Genomic DNA, 22,645 nt, shown 5'->3' on the forward strand with positions numbered 1-22,645 from the left:
GACGGCCGTGGCGGGGCATCTCCAGGCGAGCGCGGCGGTTACCGCACCCGCCGCGCCCCCGCCGAAGGCACCGCCTCGAAGACGCGGGGGGTCTTGTGGCCCGCCGCCGCGAAGGCTTCCTCCACCGCCTTCGTGATGGTGGGGACGTCCGCCTCCTCCGCGAGGACGATCGCCGAGCCGCCGAAGCCGCCACCCGTCATGCGGGCGCCCAGCGCGCCGGCCGAGACCGCCGTGTCGACGACCAGGTCGAGTTCCGGGCAGGAGACGCGGAAGTCGTCGCGCAGGGAGGCGTGACCCTCGATGAGGAGGGGGCCGATGGCGCGGGTGTCACCGGACTCCAGGAAGGAGACGACCTGCTCGACGCGGTGGTCCTCCGTCACCACGTGACGGACCAGGCGCCGCACCTCCTCCTCGTCGCCGAGGCGCTCCAGCGCCGCGTCCAACTGCTCGTACGGCACGTCCCGCAGGGCGTCGACGCCGAGCAGGGCGGCGCCCTTCTCGCAGCCCTCGCGGCGCTTGCCGTACTCGCCCTCGCTGTGGCTGTGCTTGACCTGGGTGTCGACGACGAGCAGGCGCATGCCCTCGGCGGCCAGGTCGAAGGGGATCTGACGCTGGGACAGGTCCCGGGTGTCGAGGAACAGGGCGTGGCCGGCCTCGCAGCAGGCGGACGCCGTCTGGTCCATGATGCCGACCGGCGCGCCGACGTAGACGTTCTCCGCGCGCTGCGAGAGGCGGGCGAGCCGCCAGCCGCGCAGGCCCAGGTCGTACAGGTCGTTCAGCGCGAGGGCGACGACGACCTCCAGGGCCGCCGACGAGGACAGGCCGGCGCCCGCCGGGACGGTGGACGCCAGGTGGATGTCCGCGCCGGTGACGGCGTGCCCCGCCTCGCGCAGCGCCCACACCACGCCCGCCGGGTAGGCGGTCCAGCGCTTGTCCGACTCGGGGACGAGGTCGTCCGGCGTGAGTTCGACGACCGGCCCGTCGATGTCGGCGGAGTGCAGCCGCAGGACGCCGTCGTCGCGCCGGGACACCGCCGCCACCGCGGTGTGCGGCAGGGCGAACGGCATGACGAAGCCGTCGTTGTAGTCGGTGTGCTCGCCGATGAGGTTGACCCGGCCGGGTGCCGCCCACACCCCGTCGGGCGCACTCCCGTACAGCTCCTCGAACCGTTCGGCGACGGCTCCCGCGACGGCCGCGCTGGACTCGCTCATGCCCTTGACCCCTGCCCCTTCGTTGCCTCTTACTTGGCGCGCTGCTGCGCGAACTCCCACGCGTCCGCGACGATCCCCTCGAGGTCCGCGCGCGACGGGTTCCAGCCCAGCTTCTCGCGGGCCGTGGCGGCGGACGCCACCAGGACCGCGGGGTCGCCGCCCCGGCGCTCCGCCACGACCTCGGGGATCGGGTGCCCGGTGACCTTGCGGACGGTCTCGATCACCTCGCGGACCGAGAAGCCGTTGCCGTTGCCGAGGTTGCAGACCAGGTGCTCGCCGGGCGTGGCCGCCTTCAGCGCGAGCAGGTGGGCCTCGGCCAGGTCGGCGACGTGGATGTAGTCCCGTACGCAGGTGCCGTCGGGCGTCGGGTAGTCGTCGCCGTAGACGGAGATCGCCTCGCGCCGGCCCTGGGCGACCTGGAGCACCAGGGGGATGAGGTGCGACTCGGGGTCGTGGCGCTCGCCGTACCGCCCGTAGGCGCCGGCCACGTTGAAGTAGCGCAGGGAGACCGCGCCCAGGCCGTGGGCCTTCGCCTCGCCGGTGATCATGTGGTCGACGGCGAGCTTGGAGGCGCCGTAGGGGCTGGTGGGGCGGGTCGGGGCGGTCTCCAGGATCGGCACCTGCTCGGGCTCGCCGTACGTGGCGGCCGTGGAGGAGAACACCAGGCGGCCCACGCCCGCCTCGCGCATCGCGCCGAGCAGCGCCATGGTGCCGCCGACGTTGTTGTCCCAGTACTTCTCCGGCTTCTGCACCGACTCGCCGACCTGGGAGAAGGCGGCGAAGTGCAGCACTCCGTCGTACGAGGAGTCCAGCCATTTGGCGGCATCGCGGATGTCGCCCTCGACGAACGCGGCGCCGTCGGGGACGCCCGCACGGAAGCCGGTGGAGAGGTTGTCGAGCACGACGACCTCGTGGCCGGCCTCGACCAGATGCTGGGCGACGACACTGCCTACGTATCCCGCGCCCCCGGTGACCAGGTATTTCCCGCTCATGAACTCGCTACCTCCCGCAGTCGCTCGGCCGCGCGCTCCGGCGGCACGTCGTTGATGAACACGTTCATGCCGGACTCGGAGCCCGCGAGGAACTTCAGCTTGCCGGACGTACGGCGGATGGTGAAAAGCTCGAGGTGCAGCGCGAAGTCGTCGCGCGTCACGCCCTCGAAGTCCTCCAGCGGACCGAACGGCGCCTGGTGCCAGGCGGCGATGTACGGCGTCGGCGGTTCGTTCTCCCCGAAGATCCGGTCGAAGCGCCTGAGCAGTTCCAGGTACACCTGCGGGAACTCCGCGCGTGCCGCTTCGTCCAGTGCCGGCAGGTCGGGCACCCTGCGCTTGGGATACAGGTGGACTTCGTAGGGCCAGTGCGCCGCGTACGGCACGAACGCCACCCAGTGTTCACCCTCCAGGACGACCCGCTCGTCCGCCCGCTCGCGCTCGACCACGGCGTCGAACAGGTTCTCGCCGCCGGTCGCCTCCTTGTGCGCGGCCACCTGACGCAGCATCAAGGCGGTGCGGGGGGTGGTGAAGGGGTAGGCGTAGATCTGCCCGTGGGGGTGCTGGAGCGTGACGCCGATCTCGGCGCCGCGGTTCTCGAAGCAGAACACCTGTTCAACGGAGGGCAGATGCGACAGCTCGGACGTCCGGTCCGTCCAGGCGTCCAGCACCAGCCGTGCCTGCCGTTCGCTCAGAGCGGCGAAGGAGGCGTTGTGGTCGGAGGTGAAGCAGACGACCTCGCAGCGGCCGGAGTCCCCGGCGAGCGAGGGGAAGCGGTTCTCGAAGACCACCACGTCGTACGAGGAGTCGGGGATCTCGCTCAGCCGCTCGCCCTCCGACGGGCACAGCGGGCACTGGTCGGCCGGCGGGTGATACGTACGCCCCTGCCGGTGCGAGGCGATGGCGACGGCATCGCCCAGCAGGGCGTCGTGCCGGATCTCGGAGGTGGTGACGGTGGCGTCCAGCGGACGGCGGTCGACCGCGTCCCGGACCGTGTCGTCACCGAGGTCGTAGTAGATGAGCTCGCGGCCGTCGGCCAGCCGGGTCGAGGTCTTCTTCACTGGGGTACTCCTCCACGCCCGCCCGTCACTCAACACAATCGAACATAACACATCACAACCAACCAGCGGACGGCTCTCATCACAATCAAACAAAGAACATGTAGGAACGTGTTCAGTCCTTGAACACGGAAGCGTAGATTCCGCATCGATCAGTTCGCGAACGAAGCGAGTGCGTATGCATACCCCCACATACCTGGCCGCGGAGCTTCGGCTCCCCACCAACTGGCTGGACTACACGATCCTCGGGATCTACTTCGTCGTCGTACTGGGCATCGGTTTCGCCGCCCGCCGGTCGGTCAGAACCAGCCTGGACTTCTTCCTCTCCGGGCGCTCGCTGCCCGCCTGGGTCACCGGACTGGCCTTCATCGCCGCCAACCTCGGTGCCACCGAGATCCTCGGCATGGCCGCGAACAGCGCGCAGTACGGCGTCTACACGACGCACTGGTACTGGATCGGCGCCATCCCCGCGATGGTGTTCCTCGGCCTGGTGATGATGCCGTTCTACTACGGCTCCAAGGTCCGCTCGGTCCCCGAGTTCCTGCTGATGCGCTTCGACAAGGCGGCGCACCTGCTGAGCTCGATCCTCTTCGCGGCCGCCGCCATCCTGATCGCCGGCGTCAACCTCTACGCCCTCGCGATCGTCGTCGAGGCCCTCCTCGGCTGGCCGCAGTGGGTGGCCATCGTCGTCGCCGGGGCCTTCGTCCTCGGCTACATCACCCTGGGCGGCCTGTCCTCGGCCATCTACAACGAGGTCCTGCAGTTCTTCGTCATCCTGGCGGCGCTCATCCCGATCACCGTGCTCGGCCTGAAGAGCGTCGGCGGCTGGGACGGCCTCAGCGACTCCCTCACCAAGGCGCACGGCGACAACTTCGTCACCGCCTGGGGCGGCACCGGCATCGGCAGCGACAACCCGCTCGGCGCGAACTGGCTGACCATCGTCCTCGGCCTGGGCTTCGTCCTCTCCTTCGGCTACTGGACGACCAACTTCGCCGAGGTGCAGCGCGCGCTGTCCGCGAAGAACCTGTCGGCGGCCCAGCGCACGCCGCTGATCGCCGCGTTCCCGAAGATCTTCATCGTCTTCCTGGTGATGATCCCCGGCCTGGTCGCCGCCGTGCTGGTCCCGAAGATCGGCACCAGCGGCTCGGACCTCCAGTACAACGACGCCATCCCGTTCCTGATGCAGCAACTGCTGCCCAACGGCGTGCTGGGCATCGCCGTGACCGGTCTGCTGGCCGCGTTCATGGCGGGCATGGCCGCGAACGTCTCCTCGTTCAACACCGTCTTCACCTCCGACATCTGGGCGAAGTACGTGGTGACGGACCGCGAGGACTCCTACTACGTGCGCTTCGGCCGCCTGATCACCGCGATCGGCGTGGTCGCGTCCATCGGCACGGCGTTCCTGGCCAGCTCCTTCTCCAACATCATGGCCTACCTCCAGACGCTGTTCTCCTTCTTCAACGTGCCGATGTTCGTCGTCTTCATCATCGGCATGTTCTGGAAGCGCGCGTCGATGAAGTCGGGCTTCTGGGGTCTGGTCGCCGGCACCACCGCCGCGATGATCAACTACTTCGTCATCTACGAGCAGGGCATCATCGACATCCCCTCCGACCAGGGCGCCAACTTCGTCTCCGCGATCGCGGGCTTCGTCGCGGGCGCGGTGGTCATGGTCGCCGTGTCGCTGTTCACGGCACCCAAGCCGAAGGCCGAGCTGCAGGGGCTGGTGTACGGCACCCGCTCGCCCGGCATGGCGGAGCCGCCCGCGGAGGGCGACGACGCGTGGTACCGCAAGCCGGCGCTGCTGGGCTGGGGTGCGGTGATTCTGGCTGCCGCCTGCTACATCCCGTTCTCGTTCTGACCGCGGGAGGATTGAGAGAGCATGTCCGAGCACAACTCCGAGAGTGACCTCCAGAAGGAGATCACCGAGCTGGAGACCAAGTCCGCGACGGCCGCCCGGTTGTTCGACATCCGGCGGATCATCGGTGGGTTGTTCGTGCTGTACGGGGTGATCGTGATGATCGCCGGGTTCACCGCGTCGGATGCCGACATCGACAAGGCGCAGGGGGTCAACATCAACCTGTGGACGGGGTTGGGGATGCTGATCCTCGGCCTGCTGTTCCTTCTCTGGCTCTGGCTCCGCCCGACGGCGCCGCCGCCACCCCCTGTCGACGAGGACACCCCCACGACCTGACGGTCCCCTTCCGACACGGGGTGTGCGGCTCCCTTCTCACGGGACTGCACACCCCGTACCCATATCCGCCAACGGGCACGGGCACGGGCCCTGCACCCCCGTGTGCGGATACGTCACCGGCGCGCGTACGGACCCTGCACCTCCGTGTGCCGGTGACCGCCCGGCGCCTGGTGCGGGCCGGGGGGAGTCCGCACACCCCGGCGCTGACGGGGTGCCGCCGCGCCCACCCTCCCCCACTCTCGGCTCCGCTCGAGCGGGGGGACCCCCATCGCCCCAGCGGCACGACTGCCCGCAGTTGGCGGCAGGCGCGCCGCCAAGCTGCGGAGGGTGATGGGCGCCACGGTGTTGGTGAAGTCGCCGACGGCGGGGAGGGGACGGGGTGGGGGTGGGCGCCCGCAGCGGCTGGCGCGTCAACACCCCACACCCCACAAGCACGCTTCATCGCGCCAGACCGAGGACGACCGCCCCACCGCGGCCCCGCACCACCACCCCACCCTGGGCGCTACACCCGCCCCCACCGCACAGAACCCTGCGCCGCAGGCATCACACCCCAGCCCCCACCGAGCCGCGGGCGTCTAACCTCAGCCCCACCGAGCCGCGGGCGTCGGACCTCAGCCCCACCGAGCGCCAAGGCGTCAGCCCTCCGCCTCCCGTGGCGACGCGCGGTCCAGGAGGCCCGTGCGGGCCGCCAGGGCCGCCGCCTCCAACCGCGACCCCACCCCCAACTTCATCAGCACCCGCTGCACATGCGTCCGAGCAGTCGACGGCGCGATCCCCATCCCCGCCGCGATCAGCCGCGTGTCCTCCCCGTCCGCGACCCGCACCAGCACCTCCACCTCCCGAGGCGTCAGCATCCGCAACAACCGCGCCCCCTCGTCATCCGGCTGAGCCGCGGGATTCAGCAGCTCCCCGAACGCCCCCTGCAACAACGCCGGCGCCACCGCGGCCTCCCCCGCCCGCGCCTTCAGCATCGCCCGCTCGACCCCCTCGATCCGCTCGTCGTGCCGGACGTACCCCGACGCCCCCGCCGCGAACGCCGCCGCGATCCCCCGCGGCGACGGCACCGGCCCCAGCACCACCACCGCCACCTGCGGCCGCTCCCGCTTGATCTTCACCACGGGATCGAACGTCCCGGCCTCCGCCGGCGCCGCCGTCCCCAGCAGACACACCTCCGGCGCCCTGCTGATCACCAGATCCGCCGCCCCCGCCGCGGGCGCCGCCGCGGCCAGCACCCTGTGCCCTCGCAGCTTCAGCGCCGAGGCCAGCGCCTCGGCGAGCAATCGGTGGTCGTCGACCACCATCAGCCGCACTCCCATCGGACAATCATCCCCCCAGACAACACGCCCCCGGATGCCCCCGGAAGCTACACGCTTGTTCGACGTCGCGCTCCCCCTACCGGCGAGAATCGCCCCGGAACGCCGAAATTCTCGTGTTCGGTGGCGAAGAGCGCGTGATGAGCGGTACGCGAACGGCCCCGCCCCTGAACAGGGACGGGGCCGTTGCAGCCCACCAGGGATACGACCGAAGCCGAACGGCGACCGATCAGCTCGTACCGAACGCGATCACCGAGTACTCCTTGTCACGACTGGTGTAGTCACTCGCGAACACGGAGGACATGTACAGACCCCCCTGCCCGTAGAGGACCTCCGAGTAGTCCGGCGACATCCGCGACTCGACGTCCCGCACGGCCTCCGTCGACGGGTTCTCCATCAGCACGGTCTGCTTGAAGGAGCCGCCGTCGATGCTGACGACCTGCCCGCCCTTGTCGTACGGCGGACGCTTGTACGCGATCACGTTGCCGCCGTCCATCCGCAGCGGGTAGATCTCGTAGTCGTCACCGGCGTCGGCCCGCTGGCCGGTCTGCTTGCCGGTCGCCAGGTCGAAGGCCACGACCTCGTTGGTCTGGCCGTAGGACTCCCCGCCGGTGTCGTGCTCCTCGGTCGCGATGTACAGCCGGTCGTTGCCGACCGTGACCCCCGTGCAGTTCTCGACCTTGTAGATCGCGTCGCAGCGGGCCGCGAACTCGTCGCCCGGCGCGGAGAGGCGGGCGCGCAGCTTGCCCGTCTTGTTGTCGACGGAGAAGAAGTCGGAGATGCCGCTGCCGTCGCCGGCGGAGTCACCGACGTCGGCGGCCACCACCAGCGGGTCGGTGGACACGACGGCCGCGTACTCGATGCCGGCGTCCATCTTGTACTCGGTGATGACGTCGCCGGTCTTGGGGTCGAGGGTCTGGATGTGCAGCTGACGGTCCTCACCGTACGAACCGCACTTGCGGACCGCGACCAGCTTCGCGCCGCCGCCGTACCCGGCGTCGTAGCAGGAGTCGGACGTCTTGGGCGCCCACAGCTCCTTGCCGTCGGCGATGCTCCAGGCGGCGCCGCCGCTGGTGCTGCCGGCCGCCACGGTGCCGCCGCTGAGCGTCACGTTGTTGAAGTTGATCGGCATGGTGCCGGACTTGGCCGACTTGGACCACACCTGCTTGCCGGACTCCAGGTCGATCAGCGCGACCTGGGTGCAGGACTGGGGGTTCCCCTTGGTGGGCATGGCCGGCTTGTGGGCGATGGCCGTCTTGTTGTCCTCGGTGAGGTGGCCGGTCGACGCGCACACCGGACCGGGCAGGTCCAGCGTCCACTTCTTGCCGCCGGTCGCGCGGTCGTAGCCGGTGATCTCGGAGAGCCCGCTCTTGGCGTAGACCGTGTCGGTCAGCCAGGAGCCCGCGATGGGGATGCTGGTGGTGCCCTTGGGCACCTTCGGCGCGGGCACCTGGAAGAGGACCTTGGACTTGGGGTCGGAGGGCGCCTTCTCCTTGGCCTCGCCGGACGTGCCCCCGGTGCCCTCGCCGGAGCCGCCGGTGGAACCGTCGCCCTTGCCCTTCTCCTCGCCCTTGCCGTCGCCGCCGCCGGCGGTGGTCTGCTTGTCGTCGTCGCCGGACGAGGACGCGTACCAGACGCCGCCGCCCACGATGAGGGCGATGGCCACGACGGCCGCGGCGATGATGGCCACCGTGCTGTTGATCTTGCGCCCGCCCGGCTGCCCGGGCTGCGCCTGCATCGGCACCGTCGTCTGCGGATAGCCGTACCCCTGCTGCCCGTATCCCGGCTGCCCGTACCCGGGCTGGCCGTACGGACCGGGCTGCTGCGGCTGGCCGTAGGGCCCCGGCTGCTGCGGCTGTCCGTACGGACCGGGCTGCTGGCCCGGGTAGCCGTAACCGGCCTGCGGCTGCGGAGGCTGCGGCTGCTGCGGGTAGCCGTATCCGGGCCCCTGCGGGGGCGTCGGCGGCGCGGCGGGCGGCTGCCGGCCCGGGGCCTGCGGGTAGCCGTACCCCGGCTGGGGCGACTTGCCGAGATCCGGCCCGGCGGACGGCTGCTGCCCCGGAGGCTGCGCGGGCGGAGCCGGCTGCCCGGACGGGGCGGGCGGCGTGGGCTGAACGGGCTGCTGCGGCGGATCGGACGGGTCCTGCGGCGGTCCGAACCCCGGCTGCTGCGGGGGCTGGTTGGGCGGCGGGGGTGGCTGGCTCATGACGTGGGTACCTCGGGGAAGGGAACGACGGGCGGCGGGAAAGTGACGTGAGCGGTGCCCACGGGTCTCACTTGCCGTAGGCGAGCATCAACTTCTCCTTAGCGTCGTCGTTGCCGTTCAGCCGGGTGGTGGACAGGTAGAAACGGCCGTCGACCCAGTCGATCGCCTTGCTGAAGAAGCCGTTCTCGATGTCGGCGACGGCCTGCGGGTTCTGCATCAGCACGACCGGCTTGTGGTTCGCGCCGGACACCGGCAGGGCCACGATGCGGCCGCCCGCGTCGTAGGACGGCTCGACGTACGCGACGAGCTTGCCGTTCTCGACCTTCATGGGGACCATCGACTCCTCCACGGGGGAGGACTGCCGCCACAGTTCCTTGCCGGTGGCGAGGCTGATGGCGACGATCTCGTTGGCCCCGGTGGTCGCCGCGGTCGGCAGGTAGAGGGTGTCGCCCTCGGCGACGACGCCGTCGCAGCCCTGGAGGTCGCGCGCGAGGATGGCCCAGCCGCAGCCGGCGTCGAACTTCTCGTCGACGGAGACCTGCGAGCGCAGCTTGCCGGCCGCGGTGAAGGAGGCGATGTTCCAGGCCTTCTTGTCGCCGTCCTCCTCCTTGGTGGCGTAGACGACCAGCGGGTTCACGGAGTACGTCCGCTCGACCCTCCAGCCCTTCTGGTACTGGTAGGTCCACTTGACCTTGCCGGTCGCCGGGTCGAGCTCACGGACCTCGTCGTGCTCGTTGGTGCCGCCGGCACCGCAGGACGCGACCTGGATCAGCCGCTCACCGCCCGCGAAGGCGGAGGGGAAGCAGGGGGCGTCGCCGTACCGCTTGGAGTCGAACAGCTTCCTTCCGGTCCGCACGTCGTACGCCGTGCCGGACTGCGAGCGGCCCACCATCAGCGTGTTGCCGGTGAGGGACATCTCGATGGACAGCACGGAGTCGAACAGGGCGCCGTCGGCGACCTCCTGCGTCCAGCCCTTCTCACCGGTGGTGAGGTCGAGAAGCTGGAGCCGGTTGCACTTGGCGCTGTCGCTGCTGCTGCTCATGTAGGCGACGACGACCTTGTCGTCGGCCGTCTTCTGCGGGGTGACCGCGCAGATCTTGTTCGGGAAGCTGATGGTGTCCCAGGCGGGCTTGCCGTCGCTCACGTTGTAGGCGTAGACGTCCTTGTAGGCCGCCTTGACCGCCGTCTTTCCGGTGACCCACAGGCCGGGGGCGTCGGCGCCGGAACCGGGCGCGTCGGGCGCCTCCTTGTACCAGAGCACCTTGGACTCACCGGCCTGGCGGCCCTCGTTGAGGTCCTCGGGGTCCTCGCCGCCGTCGCCGCTGCCGTCGCCGGGGTTGACCGGGGCGGCGTCGGACTTGCCGGGCTTGGGGTCCTCGGTCGGCTGGGCGACCGGCTCGTCCTTCTTGTCGTCGCCGCCGGCGACGGCCCACACGGTGCCGCCGACGACGAGCGCCACCGCGACCGCCGCGGCGACGATCAGCAGGGGCTTGCCCTTGAAGGGGTTGCGGGAGCCGCCGCCGGGCGGGGTGCCGGGCGCGCCGGGGAACTGCGGCTGCTGCGGGTGGCCGTAGCCGGGCTGGCCGTACGGTCCCGGCTGCTGCGGCTGGCCGTAGGGGCCGGGCTGCTGCGGCTGGCCGTACGGGCCGGGCTGCTGCCCCGGGTAGCCATAACCGGCGGGCGGCTGCTGCGGGTAGCCGTACCCGGGCTGCGGAGCGCCGGCCGGCGCGTTCTGCGGGGGCGGCGGCGTCGACGGCGGGCCCTGCGGCGGTCCGAAGCCACCGCCCGGCGGCGGATCCTGCGGTGGTCCGAAGCCGCCCTGAGGCGGCTGGTTGGGCGGCTGAGTCATCAGCGCGTTCCCCCTTGCTCACTGATTTTTAGCCACGCCCTGAGGTACGTGATGACCCAGAGTCGTCGTCGGTCACTTATCAGACGGCTCTTTCTATCACCCGGTACCGACACGCCACCGGGCCGCGTCCTCCCCTGTTCCCAAGGGAGGACCGGCCTGTGATGCGCCCGTTACGTGCCTCCACGCCCTCTTCACGCGCCGTGCGCTCCCCGCGCGCAGGCGCGCGGCGCGGACCTCGCGCCGGGTCAGGCGTCCTCGGCCAGTTCCAGCCAGCGCAGCTCCAGTTCGTCGCGCTGACCTGCCAGGTCCCGCAGTTCGGCGTCCAGTTCGGCCACCTTCGCGAAGTCCGTCGCGTTCTCGGCGATGGCGGCGTGCAGGGTGGCTTCCCTGGCCGAGACCTTGTCCAGCTGGCGCTCGACCTTCTGCAGTTCCTTCTTGGCGGCGCGCTGGTCGGCGGCGCTCTTCTCGGGCGCCTCGGACCGGGACGCCGCCGCGGCCGGGGCGGAGGAGGCCGCGGCGGCCTCCTCCATGCGCCTGCGCCGCTCCAGGTACTCCTCGATGCCGCGCGGCAGCATCCGCAGGGTGCCGTCGCCGAGGAGGGCGAAGACCCGGTCGGTGGTGCGCTCGACGAAGAACCGGTCGTGGGAGATGACGATCATGGAGCCGGGCCAGCCGTCGAGGAGGTCCTCGAGCTGGGTGAGGGTCTCGATGTCGAGGTCGTTGGTGGGCTCGTCGAGGAAGAGGACGTTGGGCTCGTCCATCAGCAGCCGCAGCAGCTGCAGCCGGCGGCGCTCACCGCCGGACAGGTCGCCGACCGGCGTCCACTGCTTCTCCTTGTTGAAGCCGAAGGTCTCGCAGAGCTGGCCGGCGGTCATCTCGCGGCCCTTGCCGAGGTCGACCCGCTCGCGCACCTGCTGCACGGCCTGCAGCACCCGCAGCTCGGGGTCGAGTTCGGCGACCTCCTGGGAGAGGTAGGCCAGCTTGACCGTCCTGCCCACGCGGACGCTGCCCGCCGCGGGCTGCACCTCGCCCTCGCTGCGGGCGGCCTCGGCGAGCGCCCGCAGCAGGGACGTCTTGCCGGCGCCGTTCACCCCGACCAGGCCGATGCGGTCGCCGGGGCCGAGCTGCCAGGTCACGTGCTTCAGCAGCACCTTCGGCCCGGCCTGGACGGTGACGTCCTCCAGGTCGAACACCGTCTTGCCCAGCCGCGTGGAGGCGAACTTCATCAGTTCGCTGCTGTCGCGCGGCGGCGGCACGTCCGCGATCAGCTCGTTGGCCGCCTCGACGCGGAAGCGCGGCTTGGAGGTGCGGGCGGGGGCGCCGCGGCGCAGCCAGGCCAGCTCCTTGCGGACCAGGTTCTGCCGCTTGGCCTCCTCGGTGGCCGCGATGCGCTCACGCTCGGCGCGGGCGAAGACGTAGTCGGAGTAGCCGCCCTCGTACTCGTGGACGACGCCGCGCTGCACGTCCCACATGCGGGTGCAGACCTGGTCGAGGAACCACCGGTCGTGGGTGACGCAGACGAGCGCGGACCGGCGGTTGCGCAGGTGCTCGGCGAGCCAGGCGATGCCCTCGACGTCGAGGTGGTTGGTCGGCTCGTCGAGGACGATCAGGTCCTGCTCCTCGATGAGCAGCTTGGCGAGCGCGATACGGCGACGCTCACCGCCGGACAGCGGTCCGATGACGGTGTCCAGGCCCTTGGGGAAGCCGGGCAGGTCGAGTCCGCCGAACAGCCCGGTGAGCACGTCCCGCACCTTGGCGTTGCCGGCCCACTCGTGGTCGGCCATGTCGCCGATGACCTCGTGCCGGACGGTGGCCTCGGGGTCGAGCGAGTCGTGCTGGGTGAGCACGCCGAGCCGCAGCCCGCCGGAGTGCGTCACCCGCCCGGTGTCGGCCTCCTCCAGCCGGGCCAGCATGCGGATCAGCGTGGTCTTGCCGTCCCCGTTGCGCCCCACGACCCCGATCCGGTCCCCTTCCGAGACGCCGAGCGAAATCCCGTCCAGCAGCGCACGCGTCCCGTACACCTTGCTGACGTTCTCGACATTGACCAGATTGACGGCCATTTCTCTCCTGCCCGGTGGATCGATCAGTTCTCAAGCGTAGGCCCTGCCGGGGGGCGCCCGGGACGCGAGGAGATGGTCACCCTTGTGATGACCTGATCGGAATCGGGCTGACCGCGGTCGACCCGCGCCGCCGACGCGTCAGAGGACGGTCGCTCCCGGGACCGGGCCCGGGGCCGTGCGGGCGGTGCGGGTGGTGGCCAAGGGGCGGAGTTCGGCGGCGATCTTCTCGGCCGTCCTCCCGTCGCGGGCCAGGAAGGCCGTGGTCGGGCCCGAGCCGGAGACCAGGGCGGCGAGCGCTCCCGCCGCCCGGCCGGCCGCGAGGGTGTCCGTCAGCTCCGGGAAGAGGGAGAGGGCGGCCGGCTGGAGGTCGTTGGTGACGGCGGCGGCGAGGGCGTCCGGGTCGCCCTTGGCGAGGGCGTCGAGCACGGGCCGGGACGCCGTCGGCTCCGGGATGTCCCGTCCCTCGGCCAGCCGGTCGAACGCGCGGAAGACGGCGGGCGTGGACAGCCCCCGGCCGGCCGTCGCGAACACCCAGTGGAAGGTGCCGCCGACCTCCAGCTCCGTCAGCTTCTCGCCCCGTCCGGTGCCGAGCGCCGCCCCGCCGACCAGGCTGAACGGCACGTCGCTGCCCAGCTCGGCGCAGATGTCGAGGAGCTCCTCACGTCCGGCGCCGGTCCCCCACAGCGCGTCGCAGGCCAGCAGCGCGCCGGCGCCGTCCGCGCTGCCGCCGGCCATGCCGCCGGCGACGGGGATGTCCTTGGCGATGTGCAGATGGACGTCCGGTGTGCGGCCGTACCGCTCGGCGAGGGCCAGGGCGGCGCGCGCGGCGAGGTTGGTGCGGTCGAGGGGGACCTGGGCGGCGTCGGGTCCGTCGCAGGTGATCCGCAGCCCGTCCGGCGACGGGGTGGCGGTCACCTCGTCGTACAGGCCGACCGCGAGGAAGACGTTGGCCAGCTCGTGGAAACCGTCGGGGCGTGCCGCGCCGACGGCGAGCTGGACGTTGACCTTGGCGGGGACGCGGACGGTGACGCTCACTGCTGGCCCCGCTCCTTGTGTTCGGCGATGCGGGCGAACTCCTCGACGGTCAGCGACTCGCCCCGCGCCTGCGGGGAGACGCCCGCCGCGACCAGCGCCGCCTCGGCGGCGGCGGCCGAGCCGGCCCATCCGGCGAGCGCGGCGCGCAGCGTCTTGCGGCGCTGGGCGAAGGCCGCGTCGACGACGGCGAACACCTCGCGCCGGGTGGCGGTGGTCTTCAGCGGCTCCGCGCGCCGCACCAGCGACACCAGTCCGCTGTCGACGTTCGGCGCGGGCCAGAAGACGGTGCGGCCGATGGCCCCGGCCCGCTTCACCTCGGCGTACCAGTTGGCCTTGACCGAGGGGACGCCGTACACCTTCGAGCCGGGGGCGGCGGCGAGCCGGTCGGCGACCTCGGACTGCACCATCACCAGGGTGCGTTCGATGCTCGGGAAGGTTTCGAGCATGTGCAGCAGCACCGGGACGGCGACGTTGTACGGCAGGTTGGCGACCAGGGCGGTCGGGGCGGGCCCGGGCAGTTCGGCGACATGCATGGCGTCGGAGTGGACCAGCGCGAACCGGTCGGCGCGCTCCGGCATGCGGGCGGCGACGGTGGCGGGCAGCGCGGCGGCCAGCACGTCGTCGATCTCGACGGCGGTGACCCGGTCGGCGGCCTCCAGCAGTGCCAGGGTGAGCGAGCCGAGCCCGGGGCCGACCTCGACGACCACGTCGTCGGGGCGGACCTCGGCGGTGCGCACGATGCGGCGGACCGTGTTGGCGTCGATGACGAAGTTCTGGCCGCGCTGCTTGGTGGGCCGTACGCCGAGGGCGGCCGCGAGTTCGCGGACGTCGGCGGGGCCCAGGAGGGCGTCGGGGGTGGGGCTGGTCACGGGACAAGGGTACGGGGCTCACGGGTCCGCCCCGGTCACCCCGTGTGCCGGCCGGCGCCCCGGCGGTGTGGGGGGTGTCGGGCCAACAGTGCGGGGGTGCCGCCCCGGCAGTGCGGGGGTGCCGCCCCGGCAGTGCGGGGGTGCCGCCCCGGCGGTGCGGGGGTGTCGGGCCACCGCCCCCCGCACTGCCGTCAGCCCTCCAGCCGGGTCCCGCAGTGCGGCCAGGCCGCGGCGCCGCTGCGGACGTACAGCTTCTTGGCGCGGTACGTCTGCTCGGCGGCGGGCGCGTCCTGGGGCCGGCCGGTGCCGCCGAGGTCCTGCCAGGTCCGGGTGTCGAACTGGTACAGCCCGCCGTAGGTGCCCGAGGGGTCGGCCGCGCCGGGCCGGCCGCCGGACTCGCACCGGGCCAGCGCGTCCCAGTCCAGCGCGTCCGCGCCCCGCACCGACAGCGGCACCGGCCGGGTGCCGACCCGTACCCGCCGCGGCAGCGGGTCGCGCACCACCTCCATGCCCAGCAGCCGCGGCTTCTGCCGGACCCCGTTGACGGTGCGCTGCGCGTAGGTGAGGCGGCGCAGGCCCGGCCGTCCCGGGCGGTCGACGACCTCGGCGCCCCGGGTGAGCGCCGGGTCCTCGACGCGGACCTCGGTGAACGGGATCGCCTCGTCGCGGACCTCCGTGCCGTCGGTGATGCGCAGCACGGTGACGGTCTGGCCGTCGCGCGGGAAGCTCCCGGGGGCGACGGAGGTGGTGTCCCGGCCGCGCAGGGTGACCCCGGCCTGCGTGACGGCCTCGCGCACGGTCGCGGCGTTGGTGCGGACCGTGCGGGCCCGCCCGTCGGCCAGCACGGTCACCGCGCGTTCGGTGCGGACGTCCAGGGCGAGCCCCGCCGGTCCGATGCGCCGGCCGGGCGGCACCGACAGCCGGGCGCCGGACACCCGCACGCCGATCCGCTCCAGCGCCTCGCGCACCGTCTCCGCGGTCGTCCACACCTCCTGGCGGGTGCCGTCGAGGGTGAGCAGCAGGGGGCGGGCGTGCCGCACCTCGATGGCGTCGCCGTCCTCCAGTGCGGTGCCGGGGGCGGGGACGATCTCGTCGTACGGCCCGGTGCGCACGCCCTCCTCGGCGAGGAGGGCGGTGACGTCGTCGGCGAAGGTGTGCAGGGTGCGGGGCCGGCCGTCGACGTTCAGCTCTACGGCCTTGTCCTCGGCCACGAAGGCGGTGGTGCCGCCCGCGAGGAACGCGACGACCAGTGCCCTGGGCAGCAGCCGGCGGGCGGCGTCGGCCCGCTCGGCGTACCGGCCGGGGCGCCGGTGCGCGGACCGCCGGGGCGGCGCGGGGGCGGGCGCGCGGCGGGGCAGCGCGGGCACGGTCTCCGCCTCGTGGATCCCGCCGCACACGGCATGCGTCGGGCACGTCTTGTCGTACGTCTCGAACCGCAGGGTGGTGCTCACGCCGACACGCTCCAGGGCTGGCCAGGGGGTCCCGATGGGGCTCCCAGAACCTAGCCGAGCGCCGGTGACTCTCCCAAGCGACACGACTACGGAACGTGCGCGATTGTGGGGCCGTCAGTAGCCGAAGGCGCGGGCCGTGTTGGCGCCCAGCGCGGCGGCGAGGGTGTCCTCGTCGACGCCGCGGACGGCGGCCATGGCACGCACCGTGACCGGCACCAGGTAGGGGGCGTTGGGCCGCCCGCGGTAGGGCACCGGGGTGAGGAAGGGCGCGTCGGTCTCGACCAGGACCAGCTCCGGCGGGGCGACGGCGAGGGCGTCCCGCAGGTTCTGCGCGTTCTTGAAGGTGACGTTGCCGGCGAAGGACATGTAGTAGCCGGCGCGGGCGCAGACCTCCGCCATCTCGGCGTCGCCGGAGTAGCAGTGGAAGACGGTGCGCTCGGGGGCGCCCTCCTCCTTGAGCACGCGCAGCACGTCGGCGTGGGCGTCGCGGTCGTGGATCACGAGCGTCTTGCCGTGCCGCTTGGCGATCTCGATGTGGGCGCGAAAGGACCGCTCCTGGGCCTCCTTGCCCTCCTCGCCGGTGCGGAAGTGGTCGAGACCCGTCTCGCCGACGCCCTTGACCTGGGGCAGCGCGGCCAGCCGGTCGATCTCGGCGAGCGCCTCGTCCAGCGCCGCGTCCCCGCCGGGCTCGCGGGCGCCCTGCCGCGACCACCCTCCCCCAGCCCCAGAGGGCTGGGAGGTGCCCCCAGGGCGGTCCCCGAGCACGATCCGCGGGGCCTCGTTGGGGTGCAGCGCGACCGTCGCGTGCACGGCGTCGTACGCCGCCGCCGTGTCCGCCGCCCACCGGGACCCCTTGAGGTCGCAGCCGACCTGCACCACGGTCGTCACCCCCACCGACGCGGCCTTGGCGAGGGCCTCCTCGACCGTGCCGGACTGCATGTCGAGGTGGGTGTGGGAGTCCGCGACCGGCACCCGCAGGGGCTCCGGGAGCGGCGGCGCGGCGTTCTTGTCGGGGTCGTTGGCAGGCATGCCTCCGATCCTACGGAAGCGGCGCGGGCCCCTCCGCGGTGTCCGGGGTCCAGGGGGCCTCGACCGGTCCGGCGGCGGGCACCCGGCGCTCGCGGTGGGCGGCGTCGCGGGCGGAGTCGACCCGGCCGGGGCGCAGGATCCGTACGAGGTGCCCGTCGCAGCTGTGGCAGGTGGGCCGGTTCAGCGGGGAGGGCACGATCCGGCCGTCCGCCACGTACAGCACGAAGGTCCGGCCGTCGCCGTCGGTGTGGTGCTCTATCTCGTACGACTGCTCCCAGCCGTACCCGCAGCGCATGCAGGCGAACGCGTACGCCTCGGTGACCACGGCGGTGGCGCCCGCGCGCAGTCCGCCCTGCCCGGAGATCTCGGTCATGCCGGCTCCCGTCGGTCCGCTGACGGGACGGACCCGCGTCCGCCCCCACCGACCAGTGGACTCCTCGCGGACCGTGAACACACGGGCGCCGACGCAGTATTGGCGCCGATTTGGCCGTGGATTACCACAATGCCCCGAGCTCTTTGCCAACGCCCGGGTTCGCGCGGCACAGGCGCCGGGTTCCAGCGCTCCCCTGCGGCCCGCGTCAGCGCTCCCGGGCGCTTGGCGTCGCCCTCCCGGGCGGCCCGCGTCAGCGCTCCCCCGCGCGCGTCAGCGCTTACCTGCGCCCCGCGTCAGCGCTCCGAGGCGACCCGCCCGTCGGCGTTCTTGGCCGCGACGACCGCGTCGAACACCTGCCGCTTGGGGAGCCCGGCCTCCGCCGCGACCGCCGCGATGGCCTCCTTGCGCCGCTCCCCCGCCTCCTCGCGCACCCGCACCCGGCGCACCAGCTCGGCGTCGTCGATCTCCTCGGGGCCCTTCTCGGGCGCGCCCTCGACGACCACCGTGATCTCCCCGCGCACGCCCTCGGCCGCCCAGGCCGCCAGCTCGGCGAGCGGGCCCCGCTTGATCTCCTCGTACGTCTTGGTCAGCTCCCGGCAGACGGCGGCCCGGCGCTCGCCGCCGAACACCTCGGCCATCGCGGCGAGGGTGTCGTCGAGGCGGTGCGGGGCCTCGAAGTAGACGAGGGTGCGGCGCTCGTCCGCGACCTCCCGCAGCCGTCCCAGCCGTTCGCCGGCCTTGCGGGGCAGGAACCCCTCGAAGCAGAAGCGGTCCACGGGCAGCCCGGACAGGGCGAGCGCGGTCAGCACGGCGGACGGTCCCGGCACCGCGGTGACCTTGACGTCCCGCTCGACGGCCGCGGCGACCAGCCGGTAGCCGGGGTCGGACACGGACGGCATACCCGCGTCCGTGACCAGCAGCACGCGCGCGCCGCCCACCAGCTCCTCGACCAGCTCGGGCGTCCGCGCGGACTCGTTGCCCTCGAAGTACGACACCACCCGGCCCTTGGGCCTGACGCCGAGCGCCTGCGTCAGCCGGCGCAGCCGCCGGGTGTCCTCGGCGGCGACGACGTCGGCGCCGGCGAGTTCCTCGGCGAGCCGGGGCGGCGCGTCGGAGATGTCGCCGATGGGGGTGCCTGCGAGTACGAGGGTTCCGGTCACCCGCCCATCCTCCCAGGAGCCGACGGACGCGGGGCATACCGCCCATGCGCGGGACTCACACAGCGCCGTTCCCTACGATGGCGCGGTGACCAGTACCGCGTCCTCCACGGACACCCGGCAGGAGCAGCCGCCGCACGAGCAACGGCAGACGTGGCAGCAGCGGCTGCGGCGTTTCGGCTACCGGACGTCCGGCCCCAGAGGCGACGTCCGCGACCGCCTGGTCCCGCCGTACACCGAGCCGTCGGGCCGGCTGTGGAAGACGCTCGGCGTGCCGCCGGTGCTCGCCGACCGCCTCGTCCGTTGGTCGGGGTGGGGCGGCCCGCTGCTGGTGACGCTGGTGGCGGGCGTGCTGCGGTTCTGGAACCTGGGTCACCCCAAGGCGGTGATATTCGACGAGACGTACTACGCCAAGGACGCGTGGGCGCTCGTCCACCGCGGGTTCGAGGTCAACTGGGACAAGGAGGTCAACCGGCTCGTCCTGGACTCGGGCGGCAACGTCCCGATCCCCACGGACGCGGCCTACGTCGTCCATCCGCCGGTCGGCAAGTACGTCATCGGACTGGGCGAGCTGATCTTCGGCTTCGACCCGTTCGGCTGGCGGTTCATGACGGCGCTGCTCGGCACGCTGTCCGTGCTGATGCTGTGCCGGATCGGGCGGCGGCTGTTCCGCTCCACGTTCCTCGGCTGTCTCGCGGGCGCGCTGATGGCGGTGGACGGGCTGCACTTCGTGATGAGCCGCACCGCGCTGCTCGACGGCGTGCTGATGTTCTTCGTGCTGGCGGCCTTCGGCTGCCTGCTGATCGACCGGGACAAGGCCCGCGAGAAGCTGGCCGCCGCGCTGCCGGTGGACGCGGACGGGCGGGCGCGCCCCGACGCGGGGATCGCCGAGAGCCTGAGGATCGGCTTCCGCCCCTGGCGTCTCGCGGCCGGCCTGATGCTGGGCCTGGCCGTCGGCACCAAGTGGAACGGCCTGTACATCATGGCCGCGTTCTGTGTGATGTCCGTGCTGTGGGACGTCGGCGCGCGCCGGGTCGCGGGCGCCGCCCGGCCCCGGCTGACGGTACTGAAGCGGGACCTGGGCTGGGCGTTCCTGTCGACGGTGCCGGTGGCGGTGGCCACCTACTTCGCGTCCTGGATCGGCTGGTTCCTCTCGCCGTCCGACGGCAGCGGCGGCTACTACCGCGACTGGGCGACCCGCGACGGGCGGGGGAGCGACTGGTCGTGGCTGTTCCCCGACTGGTGGCGCAGCCTGTGGCACTACGAGAACCAGGTGTACGACTTCCACGTCGGCCTGTCCTCGCCGCACACGTACGAGTCCAACCCGTGGAGCTGGATCGTCACCGGCCGGCCGGTGTCGTACTTCTACGAGTCCCCGGCGCCCGGTGTGGACGGCTGCCCGACGGACGCGGGTGAGAAGTGCGCGCAGGAGGTGCTGGCCATCGGCACCCCGATGCTGTGGTGGGTGGGCTGCCTGGCCCTGCTGTACGTGCTGTGGCGCTGGTTCTTCCGCCGCGACTGGCGGGCGGGCGCGATCGCCTGTGGTGTCGCCGCGGGGTATGCCCCCTGGTTCCTCTACCAGGAGCGGACGATCTTCTACTTCTACGCGATCGTCTTCCTGCCGTTCCTGTGCCTGGCGGTGGCGATGCTGCTGGGCGCGGTCGTCGGCCCGCGCCGCTCGTCCGACACCCGCCGCGTGGCGGGCGCGACGGCCGCGGGCGTGGTGACCCTCCTGATCATCTGGAACTTCATCTACTTCTGGCCGATCTACACGGGCACCCCGATCCCGATCGACGACTGGCGGTCGCGGATGTGGCTGGACACGTGGGTCTAGCGACGGCCCGGGGCGCCCGCGGACACCCGCCGGCGTCCCGGTCCCGTATCGGCGTCAGCCGTGACGCCGTGACCGTCGGCTAGTGACGCGTCGCGTGGGATGCTCCGAGTGCCGCGAGTGTGAAGCCGTCCCGTAGCTCTCCCGCGCGGATCGCCATGGCGATGTCGTGCGGACTCCACCAGCGCGCCTGGGCGATCTCGCCGTCGCCCGCCCAGCCGGGGCGGAGGGGGGCGTCCTTTCGCACCAGGACCTCGACGACGGCGACCTCGCTCTCCAGCATGCCGGAGTCGACGTCCAGGTACGTCAGCACGGTCGCCGTGGAGCCGGTCAGCCCTGTCTCCTCGGCCAGTTCGCGCAGTGCGTCCGAGGCAGGGTCGGTTTCACCGAAGCCTCGTGGGAGTTCCCAGGCCCACCGGCCGATCGCCGGACGCCACTGGCGGACCAACAGGACGTCGTCGCCGCATCGGGCCACCACCACGACACCGGTACGGCCGCCGCCGACGCGGATGCGGTGCCGGGCCGTCTCGGCGCCGGAGCGCAGGCGGTAGGTGTCGACATAGACCTCGCACCACCGCCCGCCGTCGGCATCGGTGTACGCCGTACGGGTGTGTGTGCGCGGCGCCTCAGCGTCCATCGGGTCCTCCTCCCAGCACCCCGGGAATCTCCACGACGTCATACCGCCCCCGGAAGTCGGTCAGGCGGTCCACTCCGGCGGTGACGGCCGCGACGACCACCGGGGCGAGCACTCCCCCGGCGCCACCGGCGAGCACGCCGACGGTGTCCTGGCCGAGCAGACTGGTCGCCCAGCTCATACCGCCTCCGGCGGCCATCTGGACGGTGATCCCCCGGGTGCTGTGCGCGAAGCGCTGGAGACGGGTCACCGGCACCTCGTCCCTGCCACCGGACGGTGGCTCCTTGGTTCGCTGTCCGAGCAGGTCGCCCACCTCCTGCAGCGCTTCGAGATCACGCCGGTGCCACCAGCGGGTGAGGGCATCGGCCGCGTCGTCCGTGTAGCGCTGCCATTCCCCGCTGCTCATCGAGCCCAGTCTCAGTTCGAACCGGGTCGGGTACATCACGACCGGCGTCTGCTCGGCGAGCGGTGCGGCGTCGCGGCGCCTGACCCCGCGTCGCGGTGAGGACAACCCGAGCAGACAGCCCTCGCCCACTGCGATCGCCCGGTAGTACGTCTCGTCGAAGGCCTCACGCAATGTCCGCGCGTCCGCTTGCGCAAACGGATCACCGGAGCGTCGGAGAGCGGCGAGGCTGCCGTGCAGGCGACTGCGGCTGGGCATGCCGTCCACATCGAGTCCCCCGCTCGTCCAGGCGGTGAGCACCGCCCGCCCCTCGTCGCTGGTCACGTCCTGCGGACCCGGCGGAGGGCACAGGGCGTACGCCGTCGCGTAGTCGGCCGGTGTCAGAGGGCTGACCTCGAGCTGACCGCGCTCCGCGGCTTCCAGCCATTCGCCCCACCGCGCGACGGTGCGGCGCCGCAGCGGTGTGTCGAGGACACCGGTGGCCGCCAGCAGGCGCTCCGCCGCGCCGGCCCATCCCTCCGTGGCGAGTGCCGCGGCCGCGGCCTCGGCGTCCGCGTGGGCGGCCAGCTCCCGTTGCAGCAGCAGGCACTGTTCGTCGGGTATCGGGAGAGACGAGAAGAGGAAACCGGTCGAGAGCATCGCGATCAGCTGGCCGGCCAGGTCCGCGTCCCGGGCGTTGACCCGGACGGGCAGGACCGCGCCGCCTCCGATCGCCCGGATCGCCAGCTCGTCGAGAAGTGCTGCGGGTCGAAGTGCGGCGAAGGCGGCGCCGTCGAGCAGTTGGGGATAGGTCAGGAACAGGGCACCGCCCTGGATGACCTCCCAGCGCAGCCGACCGAGTGTCTCGGCCCGCATGAGTTCGGGCAGGCGTTCCACCGGGGCGGAGGGCCCGGCCGACCGAGCGCTCAGCCTGGCTCGCTGCCGTACGCTGTCCCACTCCGTGCTGAGGACCGCGGTCATGTGCCGGCCCTTTCTGTGACGTCGAA

General features: G+C 72.3%; 18 protein-coding genes. 3 read left to right on the forward strand and 15 right to left on the reverse strand.

The features are described from left to right. Positions 1 to 38: 38 nt before the first annotated feature. From galK to galT, 3 genes are read right to left on the reverse strand one after another with little or no spacing between them, the layout of a single operon-like run. On the reverse strand, positions 39 to 1,211 hold the full coding sequence (galK, locus tag B100_RS0121925; RefSeq protein ID WP_024886552.1) for a galactokinase: 1,173 nt from the start codon (positions 1,209 to 1,211) through the stop codon (positions 39 to 41). A gap of 29 nt (positions 1,212 to 1,240) precedes the next feature. Beyond that, a complete protein-coding gene (galE, locus tag B100_RS0121930) occupies positions 1,241 to 2,203 on the reverse strand; it encodes a UDP-glucose 4-epimerase GalE (RefSeq protein WP_024886553.1) in 963 nt (320 codons plus the stop codon). Beyond that, positions 2,200 to 3,261: a galactose-1-phosphate uridylyltransferase gene (gene galT / locus B100_RS0121935; protein ID WP_024886554.1), complete on the reverse strand. Its 1,062-nt coding sequence runs from the start codon at positions 3,259 to 3,261 to the stop codon at positions 2,200 to 2,202. The genes galE and galT overlap by 4 nt, the downstream gene beginning before the upstream one ends. 175 nt (positions 3,262 to 3,436) lie before the next feature. Between galT and B100_RS0121940 the strand changes: the two genes are divergently transcribed. Together B100_RS0121940 and B100_RS0121945 are read left to right on the forward strand one after the other, a co-directional pair. After that, the gene (locus B100_RS0121940) at positions 3,437 to 5,116 is read left to right on the forward strand and encodes a sodium:solute symporter family protein (RefSeq protein ID WP_024886555.1); all 1,680 of its coding nucleotides are present in this window, start codon (positions 3,437 to 3,439) and stop codon (positions 5,114 to 5,116) included. 21 nt (positions 5,117 to 5,137) lie between these two features. Continuing rightward, on the forward strand, positions 5,138 to 5,449 hold the full coding sequence (locus B100_RS0121945) for a hypothetical protein (RefSeq protein WP_024886556.1): 312 nt from the start codon (positions 5,138 to 5,140) through the stop codon (positions 5,447 to 5,449). A gap of 635 nt (positions 5,450 to 6,084) precedes the next feature. Here the strand turns inward: B100_RS0121945 and B100_RS0121950 are convergent. The 10 genes from B100_RS0121950 to rsmI all read right to left on the reverse strand — a co-directional run bounded on the left by B100_RS0121950 (position 6,085) and on the right by rsmI (position 18,794). After that, entirely contained in the window at positions 6,085 to 6,765 is a 681-nt protein-coding gene (locus B100_RS0121950; RefSeq protein ID WP_024886557.1) for a LuxR C-terminal-related transcriptional regulator, read from the reverse strand. 226 nt (positions 6,766 to 6,991) lie between these two features. Beyond that, positions 6,992 to 8,968 (reverse strand): outer membrane protein assembly factor BamB family protein, encoded by a 1,977-nt coding sequence (locus B100_RS0121955; protein WP_024886558.1) that lies wholly within the window; start codon positions 8,966 to 8,968, stop codon positions 6,992 to 6,994. Between the two features lie 67 nt (positions 8,969 to 9,035). After that, on the reverse strand, positions 9,036 to 10,817 hold the full coding sequence (locus tag B100_RS0121960; RefSeq protein ID WP_024886559.1) for an outer membrane protein assembly factor BamB family protein: 1,782 nt from the start codon (positions 10,815 to 10,817) through the stop codon (positions 9,036 to 9,038). Between the two features lie 245 nt (positions 10,818 to 11,062). After that, positions 11,063 to 12,877: an ABC-F family ATP-binding cassette domain-containing protein gene (locus B100_RS0121965; protein ID WP_024886560.1), complete on the reverse strand. Its 1,815-nt coding sequence runs from the start codon at positions 12,875 to 12,877 to the stop codon at positions 11,063 to 11,065. Positions 12,878 to 13,015: 138 nt separating this feature from the next. Then, complete coding sequence (locus B100_RS0121970; RefSeq protein ID WP_024886561.1) at positions 13,016 to 13,912, reverse strand: 4-(cytidine 5'-diphospho)-2-C-methyl-D-erythritol kinase; 897 nt, start codon at positions 13,910 to 13,912, stop codon at positions 13,016 to 13,018. Further along, positions 13,909 to 14,781: a 16S rRNA (adenine(1518)-N(6)/adenine(1519)-N(6))-dimethyltransferase RsmA gene (gene rsmA, locus B100_RS0121975; protein WP_024886562.1), complete on the reverse strand. Its 873-nt coding sequence runs from the start codon at positions 14,779 to 14,781 to the stop codon at positions 13,909 to 13,911. Before rsmA ends, B100_RS0121970 begins: the two co-directional genes overlap by 4 nt. A 191-nt stretch (positions 14,782 to 14,972) precedes the next feature. Continuing rightward, positions 14,973 to 16,232 (reverse strand): resuscitation-promoting factor, encoded by a 1,260-nt coding sequence (locus B100_RS0121980; protein ID WP_024886563.1) that lies wholly within the window; start codon positions 16,230 to 16,232, stop codon positions 14,973 to 14,975. 114 nt (positions 16,233 to 16,346) lie between these two features. Further along, positions 16,347 to 17,261, reverse strand: coding sequence for a TatD family hydrolase (locus B100_RS0121985; RefSeq protein ID WP_024886564.1), 915 nt, complete (start codon positions 17,259 to 17,261; stop codon positions 16,347 to 16,349). Positions 17,262 to 17,271: 10 nt separating this feature from the next. Then, positions 17,272 to 17,634: a hypothetical protein gene (locus B100_RS0121990; RefSeq protein ID WP_024886565.1), complete on the reverse strand. Its 363-nt coding sequence runs from the start codon at positions 17,632 to 17,634 to the stop codon at positions 17,272 to 17,274. Between the two features lie 293 nt (positions 17,635 to 17,927). Continuing rightward, positions 17,928 to 18,794: a 16S rRNA (cytidine(1402)-2'-O)-methyltransferase gene (gene rsmI, locus B100_RS0121995; RefSeq protein WP_024886566.1), complete on the reverse strand. Its 867-nt coding sequence runs from the start codon at positions 18,792 to 18,794 to the stop codon at positions 17,928 to 17,930. Positions 18,795 to 18,879: 85 nt separating this feature from the next. Here rsmI and B100_RS0122000 point away from each other — a divergent pair, with 85 nt between their 5' ends. Continuing rightward, on the forward strand, positions 18,880 to 20,625 hold the full coding sequence (locus B100_RS0122000; RefSeq protein ID WP_024886567.1) for a phospholipid carrier-dependent glycosyltransferase: 1,746 nt from the start codon (positions 18,880 to 18,882) through the stop codon (positions 20,623 to 20,625). A gap of 79 nt (positions 20,626 to 20,704) precedes the next feature. Here B100_RS0122000 and B100_RS34890 read toward each other — a convergent pair whose 3' ends face one another. Together B100_RS34890 and B100_RS0122010 are read right to left on the reverse strand one after the other, a co-directional pair. After that, positions 20,705 to 21,259: an NUDIX domain-containing protein gene (locus tag B100_RS34890; RefSeq protein ID WP_024886568.1), complete on the reverse strand. Its 555-nt coding sequence runs from the start codon at positions 21,257 to 21,259 to the stop codon at positions 20,705 to 20,707. Further along, a complete protein-coding gene (locus B100_RS0122010) occupies positions 21,249 to 22,619 on the reverse strand; it encodes a hypothetical protein (protein WP_158686736.1) in 1,371 nt (456 codons plus the stop codon). The genes B100_RS34890 and B100_RS0122010 overlap by 11 nt, the downstream gene beginning before the upstream one ends. Positions 22,620 to 22,645: the final 26 nt, after the last annotated feature.

This window comes from Streptomyces sp. CNH189, assembly GCF_000527195.1.